The following is a 19183-nucleotide window of genomic DNA, read 5'->3' on the forward strand; positions in this document are numbered from 1 at the left end:
TACTATTTTTTTAATGAAGCTTATTTAGCAGCGACACCTTTATCCGCTACTAATTCTACTTCTTCCCAACCAGTTCCGTTTTCAACTGTAATATTCATTTTCTTCACACGTTTATTAACAGCTGTTAATTCAAATGTATTGAAACGAGGAATTGCAAATGGGTTTTCTTGAACGTATTGTTGCCATTCTAAGAATAATTGTTTTTTAACTTTTTCATCGAATGTTTCGTCAGATGAAATACGTTGTAATAATGCTGTATGTTTTGGTTCTACAAAGTGACCAAAGTTGAAGGCAGCTTTTGGTCCATATAATCCATCTGGAGATGGGTTAAATCCAATTGTAAATCCTCCAGTCCACATATCAAAGTCATCAGCATATTTTTGTAATTTTTCTGCATAAGTTTGGAAGTCTAATGTACGACCATTTAATAATTGTACATTTAATCCAACTTCTTTCCACCATGTAATGTATTGTTGTAATACTGCTTCAGCAGTTTCACTACCTTTAGCTGCTAAGAAGTTAATCACTAATGGTTTTCCTTCTTTATCTTCTACAAATCCATCGCCATCAACATCTTTATAGCCAGCTTCTTTTAAGATTTCTTTAGCTTTTTCAGGGTTGTAGTCGAATCCTGGAACGACATCTTTACCTACATATAAGTCTTTGAAGAATGGAGATAATAATGTATTGGCACGAACAGATAAGCCGTGATAAGTATCTTTCGCTACTGAATCATTGTCGATTGCATATCCAATTGCTTTACGTAAAGCCACATCATTCATTTTCTTAGAAGGATCTACTACGTGTTCCCCTTTAGCTGCATCCCAATGTCCTACATTAAAACCAGTATAGCTAATTTGGTTTGTCATTAATCCTAATAATGAAATATTATCTAAATCTTTGAATGTTTCGTATTGATCAGAAGGCATACCACTTACAAAATCATAGTGACCTGCTTTTAATTCTGAAACAATTTGCTCACTACTTACAACATCTAATTTTAAGTCAATTTTTGGTTGACCTTTATAGTAATAAGGGTTTTTCTCAAAGCTTACAGATTCACCTGGTACGATGTTTTTGATAACGAATGGTCCACTACCAACTACTTTTGTACGAGAGTAATCTGATGTAATCATTTCTTGATAAGTCATATCTTTATAAATATGTTTTGGAATCATTAAAGTATTGACAGCTTCTCCACCATACTCTAACGCTGGATAAACTTCTTTTAAGTGAAGTTTAACAGTTTGATCATCAACTTTTTCTAAACCTGAAATAGATGATGCTTTGCCTTCGTGGAATTCTTCTACTCCTTCAACATTTAAAATATCTTCAGAGAAACGAACTCCTTCATAATCTGAACGGCTTAATACTTCATATGTGAAAATGTAGTCATCAATTGTTAAAGGTTGTCCATCTGACCATTTATAATCTCCCTTTTTCAAATGGATTGTAAAAATTTTATTTTCACGGTCTAACTTATACTCAGCCATCCCTTTGCTATTGTCAATTTTTTGATTTCCATCATATCCAAATAAATTAGTGAAAGCCAAATTAACAATATCTCCATCACCAGAGTCGATATATAAAATAGGGTTAAATAATCCTTTAAATGGTGAGTTTGATACTTGTGCATAATTTAGTGTCCCACCACTAATTGCATTACCATCATTTACCACCTCTGTTTTAAATCCGTCTTCAACAGGAGCCTGTACTGATGAAGAAGATTGTTGTTTGTTACCACATGCTGCTAATGCTAGCGCAGCAGTAACGCTAAGAAATCCTGTATATAATTTCTTGTTTTTCATATTATCCCTCCTAAGTTTTAAAAAAACTAATGAATGTCAAGATAGTAACAAAGTTTAGAAGTCATTTCAATGTTTATTGCAATTTCTAATAGATATTTCATCATTTTTTAATATTGAAAACATATCTATATATTATGATTATAACCTTTTATAGTTATAGATAATTTTTATAACGATAAAATTTACAAAAATTATGGTACACTTTATTGACTCTTCTACTCATTTTTTAATTTTAAACAACAAAAAAGACTTTTCGCTATAGCATAACAGGAAAATCACTTTTGCAAAACTGCTTGCATCCTTTACTATTATAGAAAAGTTACTTTTTTTCGTACTCTCATAAACACCTATCCAATAAGAAAAGACTTTTCGCTATAGCATGACAGGAAAATCGCTTTTGCGTGGTTGCTTGCGTCCTCTGCTATTTTAGAAAAGTCTTTTCGTAACCTTATTACGCTTGTTGACTAACAATATAGTTTACAGCATCTCCAATTGTAACAATTTGTTCAGCATCTTCATCAGAAATCTGAATACCGAATGCATCTTCTAATTCCATGACTAATTCAACAACATCTAATGAATCAGCACCTAAGTCTTCTTGGAATGTTGTATCTTTTGTAATTTTTAATACATCGACACTAAAACGTTCCGAGATTAACTGAATTACTTTGTCTAATACTTCTTGCTCTGACATTTGTTATCCTCCTTGTCTAAGCGATTTCTCCCTACACTCCTAAACGGTTATACTCTTATTTTACTTAAATTTGTCTTTATTGTCTATCATTTCTTTTGAAAGCACTTTATTTTATATAGTACTATGATAAACTGTTTTTCCAAATTTCAGCTTGTTCTTTTGTAGTTAGTACAAAATGTCCCGGAGTCATTTCAAACATTTCTTCTGGTTCATTTTGAACAGTTGGCTGATAAATCACTCTTTTACGATTTCTTTCATATTGAGGATCTGGTAAAGGAATTGCTGATAATAGACTCTTCGTATACGGATGGAATGGTTGATGATAAACAGCATCAGCAGTTCCTAATTCTACGATTTTCCCTTGATACATCACTGCAATTCGATCACTAATATATTTTACCATCGATAAATCATGCGCAATAAATAAATATGTTAATTGTTGCTCTTTTTGCAATTTTTTTAATAAATTAACGATTTGTGCTTGAATTGATACATCTAATGCTGAAATTGGCTCATCACAGACAATAAAACGAGGATTTACTGCTAAAGCTCTTGCAATCCCTATTCTTTGACGTTGACCACCAGAAAACTCATGTGGGTAACGATTGGCATGTTCTGGATTCAATCCTACCATTTTCAATAATTCGTTTACTTTTGCATCTCTTTCTGCACGAGTTTTAACGATACCGTGGATATCCATTCCTTCCGCAATAATATCTCTAACTTTCATTCTACCATTTAAAGAAGCATATGGATCTTGGAAAATCATTTGTGCCTGTTTTCTAAAATCTTTTAATTCTTTTGTTTTTGTTGGAATTTCTTTTCCATCAAATAAAATTTGTCCGTCTGTTGCATCATTCAATCGCAAAATCGAACGACCTGTCGTAGATTTTCCTGAACCGGATTCTCCAACAAGACCGAAAGTCTCGCCTTCAAAAATTTCAAAACTAATATCATCGACTGCTTTTACAACTTGTTTCGAAGAAGAACCAAAGTAACACTTTAAGCCTTTAACTTCGACTAATTTACGTTTACTCATTTGTCACTCTCCTACTTTCAAATTGTGTCCAGCGTTTTTGAATTTCTTCCGGTGGCTCTACTTTTGGAGCACGTTCATCTAATAACCATGTTGCTGCAGCATGTGTATTCGATACAGCAAACATTGGTGGCATTTCTTCAAAATCAATATCTAATGCATAGTCGCTTCTTAGAGCAAATGCATCTCCTTTTGGAGGATTTAATAAATCTGGCGGTGTTCCAGGAATCGTATATAAGGATTCTTCCTCTTCTAAAGAAGGCATTGAGCATAATAATCCCCATGTATATGGATGTCTTGGATTGTAAAAAATTTCATCGACTAGTCCATATTCCACAATCTTCCCAGCATACATTACAGCCACTCTATCTGCAATATTAGCTACAACACCTAAATCATGCGTAATAAAAATAATAGAAGTGCCCTGCTTTTGTTGAATTTCTTTTAATAATTCTAAAATTTGTGCTTGAATCGTTACATCCAATGCAGTCGTTGGTTCGTCTGCAATTAAAATATCTGGATGACATGCTAATGCAATTGCAATAACGATCCTTTGTCTTTGTCCACCAGAAAATTGATGCGGATAATCATTCACTCTTTTTCCCGCATTTGGAATTCCGACTTGTTCTAATAATTGAACAGCTTGTTGCAAGGCTTCTTTTTTCGATAATTTTAAATGCTTAATCATCGATTCCGCTACTTGCATGCCAACTTTCATCGTTGGGTCTAATGACGTCATTGGGTCTTGGAAAATCATCGCAATTTTCTTCCCACGAATTTGTTGCATTTCAGATTCTGATTTTTCTAAAATATTTTCTTGTTCGAAAATAATTTCTCCATTTTCAACTAAAGCATTGGCAGATAATAATTGCATAATAGATCTAGTCGTAACAGATTTACCTGAACCAGACTCACCAACAATCGCTAAAGTTTCTCCTTTTTTCAAGTCAAAATCTATCCCTCGAACCGCTTGAACTTTTCCATCAAATGTTTGAAAGGATACTTGTAAATTTTTTACACTTAAAATTGTTTCACTCATACATTTCTCCTATTCTTTCATTTTTGGATCAAAGGCATCTCTTAATCCATCTGCTAATAAATTAAAACTAATCATTAAAATACATAATACAATTGCCGGGAACCACATTAAGTGTGGTAAAAATCTAAATGTTTTATACCCATCATTAATAAGCGAACCTAATGAAGCATTTGGTACTGGAACCCCAATTCCTAAGAAACTTAAAAATGCTTCAAAGAAAATCGCTGAAGGAATTGAAAACATCGTTTGAATAATAATAATTCCAGCAATATTTGGTAATAGGTGTTTCAATGCAATTTTCCAAAAACTTTGTCCTAATGATTTAGACGCTAGGACATATTCTAAATTTTTTAATTTTAATGTTTGCGCGCGAACAACACGGGCCATTGTTAACCAACTCGTAACCCCAATAGCTAAAATAATCGTACCGACACCTGGTTGTAAAAATAACAACATTAACACTAAGATAACTAAGTTTGGAATAGCCGTCATAATTTCTAAAATACGTTGCATCACTGTGTCTACACGACCACCAAACCAGCCAGAAATCAAGCCATATAATACCCCTACTGTTAAATCAAACATTGCAGCAGCAAAGGCAATTAATAATGATAATCTTGTTCCATATAAAATTCGAGATAATAAATCTCTTCCTAAACCATCTGTCCCTAAATAGTAATAAGTTCCTTCAGGAACTCCTGCTTGAGCATATGCATCTACTCCCGCTCTCATCCCTTTAAAAATACCAGGAATTTTAGCTGGTAAATTCGCAAATTGAACATTTTGTTCCAATGGATCATGCGGACTAATAAAAGGGGCTAATAAAGCAAGAATGATAAAGAGAACTACAATTCCTAACGATACAACTGCCCCTTTGTTTTTTTTCAATCGTCTCCATGCATCTTGTAAAAAACTTTGAGGAGGCAGTGAAATATTTTCCACTTGTTCAAAAGACGATGCTACACGTTTAAATGCTACTTTTTCTGTCATTATGAAGCTTCTCCTCCTTGTGTTAAACGAATTCTAGGATCAATAAATCCATATAGTAAATCCACAATTAAAATGGTCACAACTAGTAAAAATGAATACATCATTGTCACACCCATAATTGTTGGATAATCATTTGTTAAAATGGATTTAACAAATTGCTCCCCAATACCAGGAATGGCAAAAATATTTTCAATGACCATTGAGCCTGTCATTAAACCAACTAACATTGGACCAGCAATGGTCACTAAAGGAATCAACGCATTACGTACCCCATGTTTCATGACAACTTCCATACGGCTCAAACCTTTTGCACGTGCTAATTCCATATAATCAGACTGTAACACTTCAACCATTTCCGTACGAATAAAACGAGCAGAATCCGCTACTGGAGAGATGGATAATGCTAAAGTCGGTAAAATCGAAGAAATAAACCCTTGATTCCATAATGCAATTGGTAATATCGGAAAAATAACGCCGAATACTAATTGTAAAACAACTGCAAATACAAAACTTGGCACTGAACGTCCAATAATCGCAAAGAAAGTAGCTCCAGTATCCACAATCGTATTTTGTTTCATCGCTGCCACTAATCCAAGCAATGTACCCATTCCCATACCGAAAATTAATGCTTGTAGCCCAATTTGGAACGATGGGCCTACACGACTAGATAATAAATTTAAGACCGTTGAATTATATTGGAAAGACATTCCTAAATCTAATCGAACTAAACCACCTAAATAAATGAAATATTGCATCCAAACTGGTTTATCCAACCCATATTTTGCATTCATAATTTGTAATTGAGCATCTGTTAAATTCTCTTCATTCGCATAAGGCGAACCCGGTAATAATTTCATTAAGAAAAACGTGATTGTCGCAATTAAAAACAATGTAACAACCATGTAGAAAATCCGTTTTAAAATATATTTCGTATATTGATTCATGTACTTCCTCCTGAAAATACTCTTCACTTTTTAATAAAGAATGTTTTATCTATCATACTATTTTTAGCTTTTATAATTCAATCATTTTGTTTGAAAAAGTTTGAGAATGTAGTGTACATTTCATTAAAACTACAATAAATGGCTGATTATAAAAAGACCGACCTCCAACTGTTAGATTTTTAGTCTAACTTTTTGGGGTCGGTATAGTAGATTTTATAATTTTATAATCATAACCTTTAATTGATTAGGAGATGTATAACCTTCTACTTGTTTAAATCCAAAATCTTGATAAAAGTTTAAAAGATGTTCATTATTTTCACACTCAAGCCAAACATATTTAGATCCAACAATCATACATGCTTCTTGTAACTTCTTATAAGCTAATGTTAGTAAATCTTGTCCTTTAATAGTATGTTGATCATTGAAATTTCTTCCGATTTGTCCTAATAAATAACTATATATTTGTAAATCTCCATTAGAGGTTATATAACTATGATTTCTCAAAATCTTCTTTTGTGTTTTAGAAAGCTTTTCTACATACTTTTTTGGCATAGTTAAAGGTTTATTTGCTAGAGAAAAATAACCTAATAAATTTATCGTTTGATCAAACACCAAATACGTCGTAGAAGCTCCTACTTTCTCTAAATGAATTGCCTTATTATGTAAAAAGTATTCCACATCATTTGATTTTCCATCTTGTTGCGAAATACTTTTAAATCTATTAATTATTTCAGTCAGTTCATGCTCAAATAATTCTTCCATTAATTGTCGTAAAGTTAAAATTTGATATTTCACTTTTTAGACTCCTTTAACTGGCGAACAAAATTTGATACTTCTTCTTTTCCTCTTAAAGTCTCAGCAGAAACTTCGGTTAAATTAGGCTTTTGATTATTTTTCAGCGCTTTAACCAATGCATCTGTATGATTATGATTAAATATAATATTAGTTGTAAAACTTTCTGTTGCCATAACATAACCTCCTTCTCACTCTACAAGCATAGCATACAGTACCATCTTAAATTTTACAATCTAACAGGTTGACAAATACAACAAAATACCCATCAATTTATTAATCAAAAACCTTTACTTAATTGACAACTTTCCATCTTCCAACACATAAATCTTGTGATAATCTTCTGGATGTTTTGGCATACGATGGGAAATTTCTATAAAACTCATTTGTCTTTCTTTTAATAAGTCTCGAATAAAAGTAGTTGTTTCTTCATCAACTGCAGAAGAAAATTCATCTATTAATAATACTTCATAAGAACGAAGCAATAATCGAGCTAAACATAATCGGGCTTTTTCTCCTCCAGATAAATTGTCAACTAAATTTACAGTTTCATCCATTAAATTATATCGTTCAAGTAAATAAGACAAATGCACTTCTTTTAGAACATTCTCCATCTGTTCTACAGAATATTCTTCACCAAGAGTTAGATTAAACGCTAATGAATTCATAAAAATTGTAGATTCTTGCATAAAATAACCAATCTTAGCTTTTTGAAAAGCATTATTTGTCTCAGATGCCTCGACTCCTGCAAAGCTTATTTGCCCAGCTTGTGGATGGATATCTCCATAAATACAATCTAATAAAGTTGTTTTCCCACTTCCTGAAGGCCCCATTAATAAAATCCGTTCTCCTTTATTCATCATCAAGTGTAACTCATTTAAAATCGTATGTTCTTTTACTTTTAAATGAATATTCGTTAATTGAATAGGAAAAACTTCTGTGACAAGTACTTCTTCTTCCTTCATCGGTTCAAATTCTAAATATTTATTCATTCGCTGAACCATTGGAATCGTTGTATTCATTTTTTGATAAAAATCCATCGCATTTAATAATGGACTAATAATACGATCACTTGCTAAATAAATCGCCATGACAACGGATAATTTCAAATCACCCTGAATAGAAAAATAAACACCAATTGCTAAAGGAAGAAAAGAACTAATTCCGGATACTAAATTCGCTAAGATTTTTGAAAGAAAACGTAAATGATTCATCTGATAATAATCTTCTTCCGTTGCACGAATTTTACAACCTAAATTCGAAATGGCAATTGATTCTACTCGAAAATTTTTAATCACACGCTTATAATCAATGAACTCATGTTGTCTTGCAATATACTGTTGATTATTCTGCGACCACTCTTGCGCCTTCACTTTAATTTTCTTCGTAAACAAATGCGGAATTAACAAAGGTAAAATCGCAAAAGCTAAGAAAATAATCGTCATTTTCAAATCTAAAATAGTTATATAAATAAAAGTAACAAACGAAAAAGTCAGACAATATACAAAACTAATAAATGAAACAATTCCTTGTTGTTGAATGACATTCCACTCCGTTAATAGAATGGACTCTACTTCACTTTGTTCGAAGTCCCCTTCATAATAATTCGTAATCAGTTTTTCCTTCGTTTGAATCGATAATAATTTTAATAGTCGTTGTTGAAATTCATCCCAAATAAACACTCCAAAACGAACAAAACCATACCCTAATATCCCAACAATCGAAATAAGTACTAAATCCGTAACATTTTTAGAAGTTCCCACTTCGATTAAATTGGAAATAAAATAAGGAATTACAATTCCATCCAATGCCGTAATACCCATTCCAATAACAATGAGCAAAAGAATTTTCTTTGGAATCGATTGGAATAATTTTAATAAACTCAGCATATTTCATTGCTCCTTTTTTTAAGTATTATTGTTCACTATATCGCAAAGTAGTGTTTTAGTAAATAGTATTCTAAAAGAATATGACTTTTCATAGTAGCAGTAGTATTAGAAGTCGCTTCGACTTCTAATACTGGAAACTTTGAGACCCTAGGCTCAAAGTTTAGCAATGAGACTCGCTTTGCGAGGCTGCTTGCGTCCTTTCTGCTACTATAAATAAAGTCATTTACGCATTTATCTCCCTTATCATAATGCTTCCATCTTGTATTTCTAAACAATAATCAAATTGTTGCATAAATTCTTCATCATATTGGTGTGTACTATAAACGATTAATTTATTTTCTAACTGTTTCACTACTTCTTCTACTTTCAAGCGATTCTGAACATCCAAGCCAGCAGTCGGTTCATCAAATAATAAAATTTCTCTATCAAAGAATAATAACCTCGCCAAATCAATTCTTCTCTTTTCACCACCTGATGCAGTCGAAAGAATACTATTAAACTCCGTTGACTGATCCGCCCATTTTTCTAATCCAACTTGCTTACATAACGCTTGAAACTGAGAATCAGTAATTGAATTTTGTAAGCTAATATTCTCTTTTAATGATAATTGAAAGATTGAAGTTTCTTGCCCAATATAAGAAATTTGATGAGAAATTTTTTCTAATTCAGAACTATCCAATAATTTCCCATTTTCCAATTGAAATTTCAATGACTGATTTTCAACAGCGATTGAACCAATCAATGATTTTAAAAAGGTTGATTTTCCACTACCACTTTCACCAATCAAAAGATACTTCTTCCCTTTTTCTAATTGAAGATTCAACTGTTGAAATATTAGTTTTTCATCAAAATTTACCGAAAAATCTTCAAAAATAATTTTTTGAATATTAGATTCTTCTTTTACGACGTTAATTTTTCTTTGATCAATAATTTCAAACACTTTATCTTTTACACTTTTAGCAGCGACTACTTCCGTATAACTCGCTCCAAACCCTTGAATAGGATATGCTACATATTGTGTTAATTGTTTAATTGTAAAAAATACTGCTAAAGTAACCGAATAATTTAATACAAAATAGCCTCCTAATACCCAAGAGAATACATTTACAAACATTCTCAATCCATAAGAAATTGCATAAACAAATTTATTAGTATGTGTTACGTATACCTTTGCTTCTACTAAATCACGACTTTTACTTCTTAAGCGTTTATTAAATAACGGAAAAACATCATATACTTTTAAAGTTGTAAAAGAATCGAATATTTCTGTTAATAACGATAAATATTTTTCATTAATTTGAGATAAATTTAATTTTGCATTTCCTAAAATTTTTCTTGAAAAATATGGCAACGCAAATGGTAACGAACTTAATCCAATCATTAAAATAGCAAACAAAGGACTAATGACTATGGCAGATACGAATCCTAAAATAAATACCCATACATCATTGTACATACTTAACAATTCTTTAATATAATCACTTTCAATAGTTTCTAAATCTTTTGTGTACATATTTAAGTAGTAATCTCTACCTAATTTTTCAAACTCCACAATGGATTGGCTTTCAATTTATTCGAGTAAATCTTCTCGAATGTGATACATTAATTCCTGCGTTAGTCTTTCATTTACAACATCTACTGCATAATCTAAATATGAATCAATCAATACATAAACAAAGGATAAAACTGCAATCCATATAAAATTTTCAAATTTTCCTTCTGTAATAGTTTCCACTAATAAATTAATAATATAAGCCATAAAAACAACAGATACTGCCCCAAGCATACTAACGAAAGAAAAGGCAATAAATGGTTTCATACTTTTACGAATATAACGATACATTAAAATTCCTCCATAAAAATCTAAAATACAAACATTACTCGATATAAAAACATGATGTTACCTCCTTCACATTAAATTTTAGAAGATTAAACCACTTCCAATTCAGATTATAGTTTAATTAAAAAATAAAAACAATATGATTAGAAAATTTCTCAATAGAACTTTTACATCAGACATATTTTGACAATGGGCAATGACTTTTCATGGTAGCAGTAGCAATGAAACCGAAGGTTTGCTGCCGCCCTTTGCTACTATAGATAAAGTTATTTACGCAAAAATGAAGTGACCCCAAAAAGTTAAACTTTTTGGGGCCACTTCAGAAAACATGCTGATATGAAATACTCCACTATTTGTTCTACACATTAAGTCTCAGTGTAATATTTCGTAATAAAAGAAAGTTATTCAGTTACAAAACATATTGTTTAGTTAATCTTTGAATCACATACTCTGACAGATGATGAGTTACCATTACTACAGTAAGCGTGTCATTATCGAATAACAATTTTTCTATTTCTAGTGCAGATTGATTATCTAGCGATGAAGTAATTTCATCTAATAACACGACTTTTTTATTTCTCAACAAACCTCTTGCTAATATTATTTTTTGTTTCTGTCCGCCAGAAATATTTTTTGCTTGATAATCAATAATTGTTTCTAACCCTAGTTCCAAAGAATCAATCCAGTCGCTAAGACCAACCTGTTTTAAAATATTTTCTAATCTACCTTCCTCTATCGATTCATTTAAAATAATATTTTCACGTATCGTTGCATTAAATAAATGTGGATTTTGATCAATGTAGATTATAGAATTATGTAAACTAGTAATGTCTAAGTCTTTATAAGAAATATTATCCCAGTAGATATTACCTTTAGTTGGTTCTAGACGACGATTCATAATATTTAACAGTGTTGATTTCCCTTTTCCTGATTCAGCAGTAATCACTACCTTATCTCCCTTTTTAATTTCCATGTTCATATTTTCTAAAACAACACGTTCAGTATTAGGATAACTAAAATGAATATTTTGCAATCGGATACTATTTGTTAGCTCATTGACGACTTTCCCATCATTTCTTTCACAATTACTTTTTAATTTCTTACTATATTTCTCAAACACAGGTTGAACGGTTTTCAGTTCCGCATAATTAGCATTAAACCCTGTTAGGCTCGAGAAAATTGTTGCAGCGAAAAACTGCACTCCACCTATAGCTCCTATAGGGACATACCCTTCTACATATAAATACCCTGTAAATACCAATAAGATAATTTGACTAAATAAACTTAATCCATTTGTGGCAGATATCATTTTCCCAGAATCAACAGCGTATTGTACCTTTACTTTTTTTAATCTGTACGATCCAAATAAGATTTTACCCTTAAAATAATCTCCTAAATTCATACTTGATAAATCATTAAATCCATGCAGTACATCTGTAAAAGTACTCGTCACCTCATCACTGACTTTGGTCATAATTTCCATACTACTTGTCATTTTGGTGCTAAATTTTTTTGGAACTAACACCATTGCTATAAATAATAACACTATTACGACAATAATTGAATAATGAAAATAAACTATAGCCGATACACTCAAAGCAATCCCCACAGCCTGATTAATCATCATCTCTAAGTTGTTAAAACCGTGTTGATTAATCGTCATGATGTCATTCGTCAACCAAGACAAATAAACACCCTGTTCATTTTCATTAAAAGAAAGGTAATCTGTTGTCACTAATTCTTGCGCAATATCCTCTCGTATTCTGCAATCCATACTTTGAACTGCATCTGTTAGTAATTTTCTCTCAAAAAATAGTTGAAACATCCATACCATGAAGATAACAAGCAATTGAACACTTAATAACTTTGCTGTTTCAATTTCCAACTTGGCTAAAGCCGTCACTAAATTAGCTATACTAACTCCCCACAATACTAAACAAGCTTGCCCTACAATAATTGTCAATAACACATAACTATTCTTTTTCCATTCTCTTTTTATATATTTCATTAAACTTTTCATATTAATCTCCTAACTATATCCTAATAGAATATCTCCTTTGAATTGTTTATTCATGTGTAATGCTAACATAACCAATAACATACCCCTCTAGAATTCGAAAATCTTGGTTTGGTTCGATAAATAGGCGCTCATAATATCGATTCAATAATCTTAAGATATTATGACTACACTCTAAACAACCCTCACGCCAGAGATAATATATAATCCCTGCTATGCCATGGCACAAACAAACTTAATGATTATTTATAGGTAGAAAATCCATAATTATCAACTTGGCAAGCGAATTGGTCATATAATGTTGCATTTCCTAATGATTCAACTTTATTATTTCCTAATATATTAATATTATTTAGTGCATCGTAAGTATCTATACTAGCAATAGCTAATAAACTTAAAATCTTTATATTTTTCGATAGTTCTTGTAATATGCTTTTTTTACTTTGTATATCATCTGCTTTTCTCATCAATTAAATATATGTAAGTATTTCATTATAGCCATAATTGGATATTCTAGTTACCACCTTTTGTCAATATAACAATTCATAAAACCCTCCACATTTCATAAACATAAAAAGCTGTAACATAGCTTCGGTAATCTATGTTACAGCTTAAATGTACTGTTAAAATAGTAACAAAATTAAAACATCACAATACTTGGTTCTGAAGAAGATGGTGTAGATGAAGAAGTCCCTCCACCTGTATGCGCATTCATAACTTTTAATTTTTCTTGTTCTTTCATTACTTGTTCATTGTACCCAATTTCTTTTTTAAACAATCCTGATGTTGTTTCTTTTATTACTTGATTACCATTCCATTTTATATTAAACATATGCCATCTCCCCTTTCATAATCAAATTAGTTAATTAACTAACTTGATTGTAATTCTAAATCAACTATCTGTCAACAGAATCATTTACGCTTCACGTACTCCACATCAAATCGTTATTACCTTCCATCAAACAAGTAATGACTTTTCATAGTAGCAGTAGTAATAGAAGTCGCTCCGACTTCTATTACAGGAAACTTTGAGACCCTAGGCTCAAAGTTTAGCAATGAGACTCGCTTTTGCGAGGCTGCTTGCGTCCTCTCTGCTACTATAAGATAAAGTCATTTACGACAAAAAAACATCTCATAAATGCTCTCCACATTTACAAGATGTTTCTACAATTAGTTATTATTGTTATTGTCTAAGAAATAAATCAAAGTTTGCAATTCATTTGTTAAGTCAACATTTTGAACACGAATATGATCCGGTGCAGTTAAACGAAGCGGTGTAAAGTTTAAAATACCACGAACATCAGCTTCGATTAATAAATTAGCAGTTTCTTGAGCAACCTCTTGAGGAACTGTTAAAATCGCCACTTGAATTTGTTGTACACGAATTTGTTCAACCAAATCGTCCATAGAATAAACAGGTACTCCACTCACGATTTTACCTACCATACCTTCGTCTACTTCAAATGCAGCACTAATTCTCACATGATTACTTTGATGGAAATTATAGTTTAATAAAGCTTGACCTAAATTACCCACTCCAACTAAAGCAACATTTGTTAAACGATCATGATTTAATTGTTGACTGAAGAAGTCTAATAAATACTCCACATCATAACCATAACCACGCTTTCCTAACGCTCCAAAATATGAGAAGTCACGACGAATTGTTGCACTATCAACTTTTACTGCTTCACTTAATTCTGTTGAAGAAATACGACGTTTCCCTGCATCATGTAAAAATCTTAAATAACGATGATAAATTGCCAAGCGCTTTGCTGTAGCTTTTGGAATTTCAACTTTTTTCATTTTTCAATCTCCTTTGTATCAATTTTCATAGACATTTTAGCATAAGTTTCATAATTTTCACAAACAATATGCTTGTTTTTACATAAATTATTACATTTGTAAAATTTATTATACATAATGTTCAGAATTTATACTTTTCGTGAACATTGTGATTTTTTCTCAATCTTACATTTTACAAAAAAACATTAAAAACTTTTGTACTTACCATATGTATGATAGAATAAATTTGAAACTGCATAGAAAGAGGATTATGACATGATTTTATTACAAGGACAAGGGCTAGCGAGACATTTTGGCCCAGATGTACTATTTGAAAATATTTCCCTTGAAGTCCAAGAACGTTCTCGTATTGCATTAGTGGGAAGAAACGGAACAGGAAAATCAACATTATTAAAAATTTTAGCAGGAATTGAAGAACCTAGTTTAGGAATGGTGAGTAAGAAAAAAGACCTTTCCATTGGTTACTTAGATCAATATGCTTCAGTCGATTCTGAAAATACCATTTGGGAAGAAATGATTGAATTATTTAACGGAGTCGAAGCTCTAAAAAAAGAAGCTCTTTTAATAGCTGATAAATTAGGAAATCCAGATATATTAGCCAATGAATCACTCTACCAACAAACATTAGCTCGCTATGACGATTTACAAGAACAATTAAATAAGATAAATGCCTATGGCTATGAAGGAGAAATCCGATCTGTCTTACATGGATTCCAATTTTATCCTGAAGATTATGATAAACCTATTCAACAATTATCCGGTGGACAAAGAACTCGTTTAGCCTTAGCTAAAATTTTATTAGAAAAACATGATCTCTTAATTTTAGACGAACCAACCAACCATTTAGATATTGAAACATTAACATGGTTAGAAGATTACTTAAAATCTTCACCTGTATCACTACTGATTGTCAGTCACGATCAATACTTTTTAGATAAAGTCTGTCAAGAAGTATATGAAATTCATCATCACACTTGTGAATATTATAAGGGCAATTATTCATACTATGTAACTGAACGTGAAAATCGTTTCTTACTACAACAGAAAGCTTATGAAAAACAACAAGAGAAAATTCAAAAATTAGAAGAATTTGTTGCGAAAAATATTGTTCGTGCCTCTACTACGAAACGAGCACAGTCTCGTAGAAAACAATTAGAAAAAATGGAACGAATCGAAAAACCACAGTCAGATTCACGATCTGCTCGTTTTTCATTTTCTGTTCAAAAAGAATCTGGGAATCAAGTTTTAAATGTGCAAGATGCTTTTATTGGATATGACGGGCGAACGCTAGCGGGGCCAATTAATTTAAACATCCGCAAACAAGAAGCAATTGCGATTGTGGGTCCAAATGGAATCGGAAAATCAACTTTATTAAAATCTCTAATACAAGAAATTCCATGGATTGCAGGAGAAAGTTCATTTGGAGCTAATGTTCAAGTAGGTTACTATGATCAAAATTTAACTGGTCTAAATTCTAAAACAACCGTTTTAGAAGAGCTTTGGAGCCGACATACGACGATGCCCGAAAAAGATATTCGTACGATTTTAGGAAGTTTCCTATTTTCAGGAAAAGATGTAGAAAAATCCACTGCTCAATTAAGTGGGGGAGAAAAAGCAAGACTTGCTTTAGCAAAACTTTCATTAGAACATGATAATTTCTTATTACTCGACGAACCAACCAACCACTTAGATATCGACAGTAAGGAAGTTCTTGAACAAGCACTCATTGAATATGATGGAACAATTTGCTTTGTTTCACACGACCGTTATTTCATTAATCAAGTGGCAACTTCTATTTTAGAAATCACTCCTGAAGGAAGTACTTTGTATTTAGGAGATTACGATTACTATATTGAAAAGAAACAAGAGCTTGAAGCCTTAAAACAAGAAGAATCCACTCCTGTCGTTCAAACAAAAGTAGCTTTAACCGATACTAAGAAAAATTACTTAAGTTCAAAAGAAGAACAAAAACAACTTCGTACTCTGACAAGACAAGTAGAACAACTAGAAGAAAAACTTCATCAAATCGAACAAGAAATTTCTTCCGTTCACGAAGAATTAACATTAGAAGAAGTTTATACGAATCCTACTCGTTCTAGTGAACTTCAACAAACTTTACAAACATTAAATGAATCATTAGAAGAAGTAATGATGGAATGGGAAGAAGCAAGCTTAGCTTTAGAAGAATTCCAATCTTAATGACTTCTCTCAAATAAAAATCAAAAGACTTTTCCTCGTAGCTTACGACATGTCTGCTACTGAAGAAAAGTCTTTTTGGTTAACATGAAATCTTAATATTCAAAACCCATTTCATTGGCGAATGATTCAAAATCAACAAATTCCATATCGCCCTCTTCATATTTATGAATAGTATTTAATTCTTCTTTGGTAGGAATGACACTATCTTGGAATAAAGAAATAAGCGAAACCAAAGCATTTGCTTGTTCATCATCTAACTCATCGACATTTAGATGGTTTAAAATCCTTTTTAGTTCTTCTTTCACCGTCATCACAGTCATTTCCTTTCTTTTAAATTTCTATTTATATTCATTGTATAAAATTATTCTATTAAAATAAACTCTTACTCATTCATCCATTGACTTTGATAAAGATGTTGGTAAAACCCTTGCCTTGCAATCAATTCTTCATGTGTTCCTTGTTCAATGACTTGTCCATCTTTCAACACTAATATTTTATCTGCATTTTGAATCGTTGAAAGTCTATGAGCCACAATGAAACTTGTTTTCCCTTTCATTAATGTTTGGAAAGCTTGTTGAATTTTCAACTCTGTTCTTGTATCAATGGAAGAAGTCGCTTCATCAAGAATGAGCATCGATGGCTGGCTTAGCATTACTCTAGCAATGGACAAGAGTTGTCGCTGTCCTTGTGAGAAGTCTTCTCCTTGTCGTTGAAGAGGTGTTTCTAATCCTTGTGGTAGCTTTTCAATCATTTTATCTAATTGACATTGCATTAATACTTGTTGAATTTCTTCATCAGTTGCATTAGGATTTCCTAATAATAAATTTTCTCGAATGGTCCCCGATTGCAACCATGTTTCTTGTAACACCATTCCAAATAATTGTCTCAATTGCTGTCTGCTCATGTCTTTTATGGATATGCCATCAATTGTAATATTTCCATTATCAACTTCATAAAATCGCATTAATAAGTTAAGCAATGTACTCTTACCACTTCCAGTTGGTCCAACAATCGCAATTTTTTCTCCAGGTTTTACTTCTAAAGAAAAATCCTCAATCAGCGATTGGTCTTTTTGGTAAGAAAATGACACCTGTTCAAATAAAACTTCTCCTTTAATCATTTCTGGTAAATCTATTTCTTTTCCTTCTTCAGATTCAACAGGCTCTTCCATCAATTCAAATACACGGCTTGCACACGAAATTGAATTTTGAAACTCAGTCATCACACCTGAAATTTCATTAAAAGGTTTTGTATACTGATTCGCATACGTTAAAAATGCTGCCAATTGTCCAATACTTAGCTGAGCTTTCAACACAAAAAATGCTCCCACTAATCCTACTACTGTGTACACTAAGCTGTTCACAAAACGAGTTGCTGGATTCGTAATCGAAGAATAAAAAATGGCTTTTAAAGAACGGTTCGCCAAATTTTCATTCATCTTATCAAAAGTTTCTAATACATTTTTTTCTTGACTATACGCTTGAACTACTTTTATTCCAGTAATCGTTTCATGAGTAAAGGCTGTTTGTTCCGCTCTTAATGTTGATTGGTCATGAAATAAATCATATGTTTTTTTAGCAATAAAGGAGGCAACAACAAAGGAAATAGGTGTTAAAAGAAGCACAACGATTGTCATTGTTAGTTGAATACTAAACATCCAAAATAATGTACTGATAATCGTTAAGATTCCTGTAAATAATTGAGAAAATCCTAATAACAATCCATCTGCCATTTGTTCTGTATCCGAAATAACAATACTTTGAAGAGAACCATGGGCTTTTAAATCTAAATAACTTAAGGGCATTTTAGATAAATGAATAAAAATATCATCCCTCAATGACTTCACCATACCATAAGCAATATGATTATGACACAAACTCATCACATATTGACTCACCATACTAATGAGTGCTAGCACAAAAATCCATAATAAGCCATTTGTTACAATGGAAAATTGTACTTCTCCCACTCCTATCATCGCATCAATTGTTTGACCGATGACTTTTGGAATCCATACACTAGATAACACACTCACCATTGCTAAAAAGAGAGAAAATAGTAAGAGAACACTATAGTTTTTTAAATAAGGAAATAATTTTTTATACACTTCCATTTTTTCATGCTTCATA

At 31.8% G+C, this 19183-nt stretch carries 17 protein-coding genes; 1 reads left to right on the plus strand and 16 read right to left on the minus strand.

What is annotated here, in order from left to right:
• Nucleotides 1-20: 20 nt before the first annotated feature.
• From RYL55_RS01245 to RYL55_RS01310, 14 genes are all read right to left on the minus strand, one after another.
• Complete coding sequence (locus RYL55_RS01245; protein ID WP_315006578.1) at nucleotides 21-1808, minus strand: oligopeptide ABC transporter substrate-binding protein; 1788 nt, start codon at nucleotides 1806-1808, stop codon at nucleotides 21-23.
• Nucleotides 1809-2259: 451 nt separating this feature from the next.
• Entirely contained in the window at nucleotides 2260-2502 is a 243-nt protein-coding gene (gene acpP, locus RYL55_RS01250; RefSeq protein ID WP_006703534.1) for an acyl carrier protein, read from the minus strand.
• Between the two features lie 121 nt (nucleotides 2503-2623).
• A complete protein-coding gene (locus RYL55_RS01255; protein WP_315006580.1) occupies nucleotides 2624-3541 on the minus strand; it encodes an ATP-binding cassette domain-containing protein in 918 nt (305 codons plus the stop codon).
• On the minus strand, nucleotides 3534-4577 hold the full coding sequence (locus RYL55_RS01260; protein WP_315006582.1) for an ABC transporter ATP-binding protein: 1044 nt from the start codon (nucleotides 4575-4577) through the stop codon (nucleotides 3534-3536). The genes RYL55_RS01255 and RYL55_RS01260 overlap by 8 nt, the downstream gene beginning before the upstream one ends.
• Before the next feature lie 9 nt (nucleotides 4578-4586).
• The gene (locus tag RYL55_RS01265; RefSeq protein WP_314354723.1) at nucleotides 4587-5567 is read right to left on the minus strand and encodes an ABC transporter permease; all 981 of its coding nucleotides are present in this window, start codon (nucleotides 5565-5567) and stop codon (nucleotides 4587-4589) included.
• The gene (locus RYL55_RS01270) at nucleotides 5567-6511 is read right to left on the minus strand and encodes an ABC transporter permease (protein WP_315006585.1); all 945 of its coding nucleotides are present in this window, start codon (nucleotides 6509-6511) and stop codon (nucleotides 5567-5569) included. Before RYL55_RS01270 ends, RYL55_RS01265 begins: the two co-directional genes overlap by 1 nt.
• A 213-nt stretch (nucleotides 6512-6724) precedes the next feature.
• A complete protein-coding gene (locus tag RYL55_RS01275) occupies nucleotides 6725-7306 on the minus strand; it encodes a GNAT family N-acetyltransferase (protein WP_315006587.1) in 582 nt (193 codons plus the stop codon).
• Nucleotides 7303-7479 (minus strand): hypothetical protein, encoded by a 177-nt coding sequence (locus RYL55_RS01280; protein WP_315006589.1) that lies wholly within the window; start codon nucleotides 7477-7479, stop codon nucleotides 7303-7305. The genes RYL55_RS01275 and RYL55_RS01280 overlap by 4 nt, the downstream gene beginning before the upstream one ends.
• A gap of 114 nt (nucleotides 7480-7593) precedes the next feature.
• On the minus strand, nucleotides 7594-9192 hold the full coding sequence (locus RYL55_RS01285; RefSeq protein WP_315006591.1) for an ABC transporter ATP-binding protein: 1599 nt from the start codon (nucleotides 9190-9192) through the stop codon (nucleotides 7594-7596).
• 223 nt (nucleotides 9193-9415) lie between these two features.
• Nucleotides 9416-10705 (minus strand): ATP-binding cassette domain-containing protein, encoded by a 1290-nt coding sequence (locus RYL55_RS01290; RefSeq protein ID WP_315006593.1) that lies wholly within the window; start codon nucleotides 10703-10705, stop codon nucleotides 9416-9418.
• Nucleotides 10706-10762: 57 nt separating this feature from the next.
• Complete coding sequence (locus RYL55_RS01295; RefSeq protein ID WP_315006596.1) at nucleotides 10763-11035, minus strand: hypothetical protein; 273 nt, start codon at nucleotides 11033-11035, stop codon at nucleotides 10763-10765.
• 406 nt (nucleotides 11036-11441) lie between these two features.
• Nucleotides 11442-13052 (minus strand): ABC transporter ATP-binding protein, encoded by a 1611-nt coding sequence (locus tag RYL55_RS01300; RefSeq protein ID WP_315006598.1) that lies wholly within the window; start codon nucleotides 13050-13052, stop codon nucleotides 11442-11444.
• A gap of 637 nt (nucleotides 13053-13689) precedes the next feature.
• Nucleotides 13690-13881, minus strand: coding sequence for a hypothetical protein (locus RYL55_RS01305; RefSeq protein WP_020991260.1), 192 nt, complete (start codon nucleotides 13879-13881; stop codon nucleotides 13690-13692).
• A 338-nt stretch (nucleotides 13882-14219) separates the two neighbouring features.
• Nucleotides 14220-14855 (minus strand): redox-sensing transcriptional repressor Rex, encoded by a 636-nt coding sequence (locus RYL55_RS01310; RefSeq protein ID WP_314110454.1) that lies wholly within the window; start codon nucleotides 14853-14855, stop codon nucleotides 14220-14222.
• A gap of 255 nt (nucleotides 14856-15110) precedes the next feature.
• Between RYL55_RS01310 and RYL55_RS01315 the strand changes: the two genes are divergently transcribed.
• Complete coding sequence (locus RYL55_RS01315) at nucleotides 15111-17054, plus strand: ABC-F family ATP-binding cassette domain-containing protein (RefSeq protein ID WP_315006601.1); 1944 nt, start codon at nucleotides 15111-15113, stop codon at nucleotides 17052-17054.
• Between the two features lie 92 nt (nucleotides 17055-17146).
• Here the strand turns inward: RYL55_RS01315 and RYL55_RS01320 are convergent, their stop codons facing one another.
• Together RYL55_RS01320 and RYL55_RS01325 are read right to left on the minus strand one after the other, a co-directional pair.
• Nucleotides 17147-17365 carry a hypothetical protein gene (locus tag RYL55_RS01320; RefSeq protein ID WP_315006603.1) on the minus strand — a complete coding sequence of 73 codons (219 nt, stop codon included), beginning with the start codon at nucleotides 17363-17365 and terminating at the stop codon, nucleotides 17147-17149.
• Between the two features lie 71 nt (nucleotides 17366-17436).
• Complete coding sequence (locus tag RYL55_RS01325) at nucleotides 17437-19182, minus strand: ABC transporter ATP-binding protein (RefSeq protein ID WP_315006605.1); 1746 nt, start codon at nucleotides 19180-19182, stop codon at nucleotides 17437-17439.
• Between the last annotated feature and the right edge of the window lies 1 nt (nucleotide 19183).

Source organism: uncultured Granulicatella sp. (assembly GCF_963515615.1).
Classification (GTDB): Bacteria; Bacillota; Bacilli; order Lactobacillales; family Aerococcaceae; genus Granulicatella.

Excerpts from the sequence above, each read along its gene's own strand:
- RYL55_RS01245 (WP_315006578.1), bottom strand. The coding sequence starts at position 1,808 with ATGAAAAACAAGAAATTATATACAGGATTTCTTAGCGTTACTGCTGCG.
- acpP (WP_006703534.1), bottom strand. The coding sequence starts at position 2,502 with ATGTCAGAGCAAGAAGTATTAGACAAAGTAATTCAGTTAATCTCGGAA.
- RYL55_RS01255 (WP_315006580.1), bottom strand. The coding sequence starts at position 3,541 with ATGAGTAAACGTAAATTAGTCGAAGTTAAAGGCTTAAAGTGTTACTTT.
- RYL55_RS01260 (WP_315006582.1), bottom strand. The coding sequence starts at position 4,577 with ATGAGTGAAACAATTTTAAGTGTAAAAAATTTACAAGTATCCTTTCAA.
- RYL55_RS01265 (WP_314354723.1), bottom strand. The coding sequence starts at position 5,567 with ATGACAGAAAAAGTAGCATTTAAACGTGTAGCATCGTCTTTTGAACAA.
- RYL55_RS01270 (WP_315006585.1), bottom strand. The coding sequence starts at position 6,511 with ATGAATCAATATACGAAATATATTTTAAAACGGATTTTCTACATGGTT.
- RYL55_RS01280 (WP_315006589.1), bottom strand. The coding sequence starts at position 7,479 with ATGGCAACAGAAAGTTTTACAACTAATATTATATTTAATCATAATCAT.
- RYL55_RS01285 (WP_315006591.1), bottom strand. The coding sequence starts at position 9,192 with ATGCTGAGTTTATTAAAATTATTCCAATCGATTCCAAAGAAAATTCTT.
- RYL55_RS01290 (WP_315006593.1), bottom strand. The coding sequence starts at position 10,705 with ATGTACACAAAAGATTTAGAAACTATTGAAAGTGATTATATTAAAGAA.
- RYL55_RS01295 (WP_315006596.1), bottom strand. The coding sequence starts at position 11,035 with ATGTATCGTTATATTCGTAAAAGTATGAAACCATTTATTGCCTTTTCT.
- RYL55_RS01300 (WP_315006598.1), bottom strand. The coding sequence starts at position 13,052 with ATGAAAAGTTTAATGAAATATATAAAAAGAGAATGGAAAAAGAATAGT.
- RYL55_RS01305 (WP_020991260.1), bottom strand. The coding sequence starts at position 13,881 with ATGTTTAATATAAAATGGAATGGTAATCAAGTAATAAAAGAAACAACA.
- RYL55_RS01310 (WP_314110454.1), bottom strand. The coding sequence starts at position 14,855 with ATGAAAAAAGTTGAAATTCCAAAAGCTACAGCAAAGCGCTTGGCAATT.
- RYL55_RS01315 (WP_315006601.1), top strand. The coding sequence starts at position 15,111 with ATGATTTTATTACAAGGACAAGGGCTAGCGAGACATTTTGGCCCAGAT.
- RYL55_RS01320 (WP_315006603.1), bottom strand. The coding sequence starts at position 17,365 with ATGACGGTGAAAGAAGAACTAAAAAGGATTTTAAACCATCTAAATGTC.
- RYL55_RS01325 (WP_315006605.1), bottom strand. The coding sequence starts at position 19,182 with ATGAAGCATGAAAAAATGGAAGTGTATAAAAAATTATTTCCTTATTTA.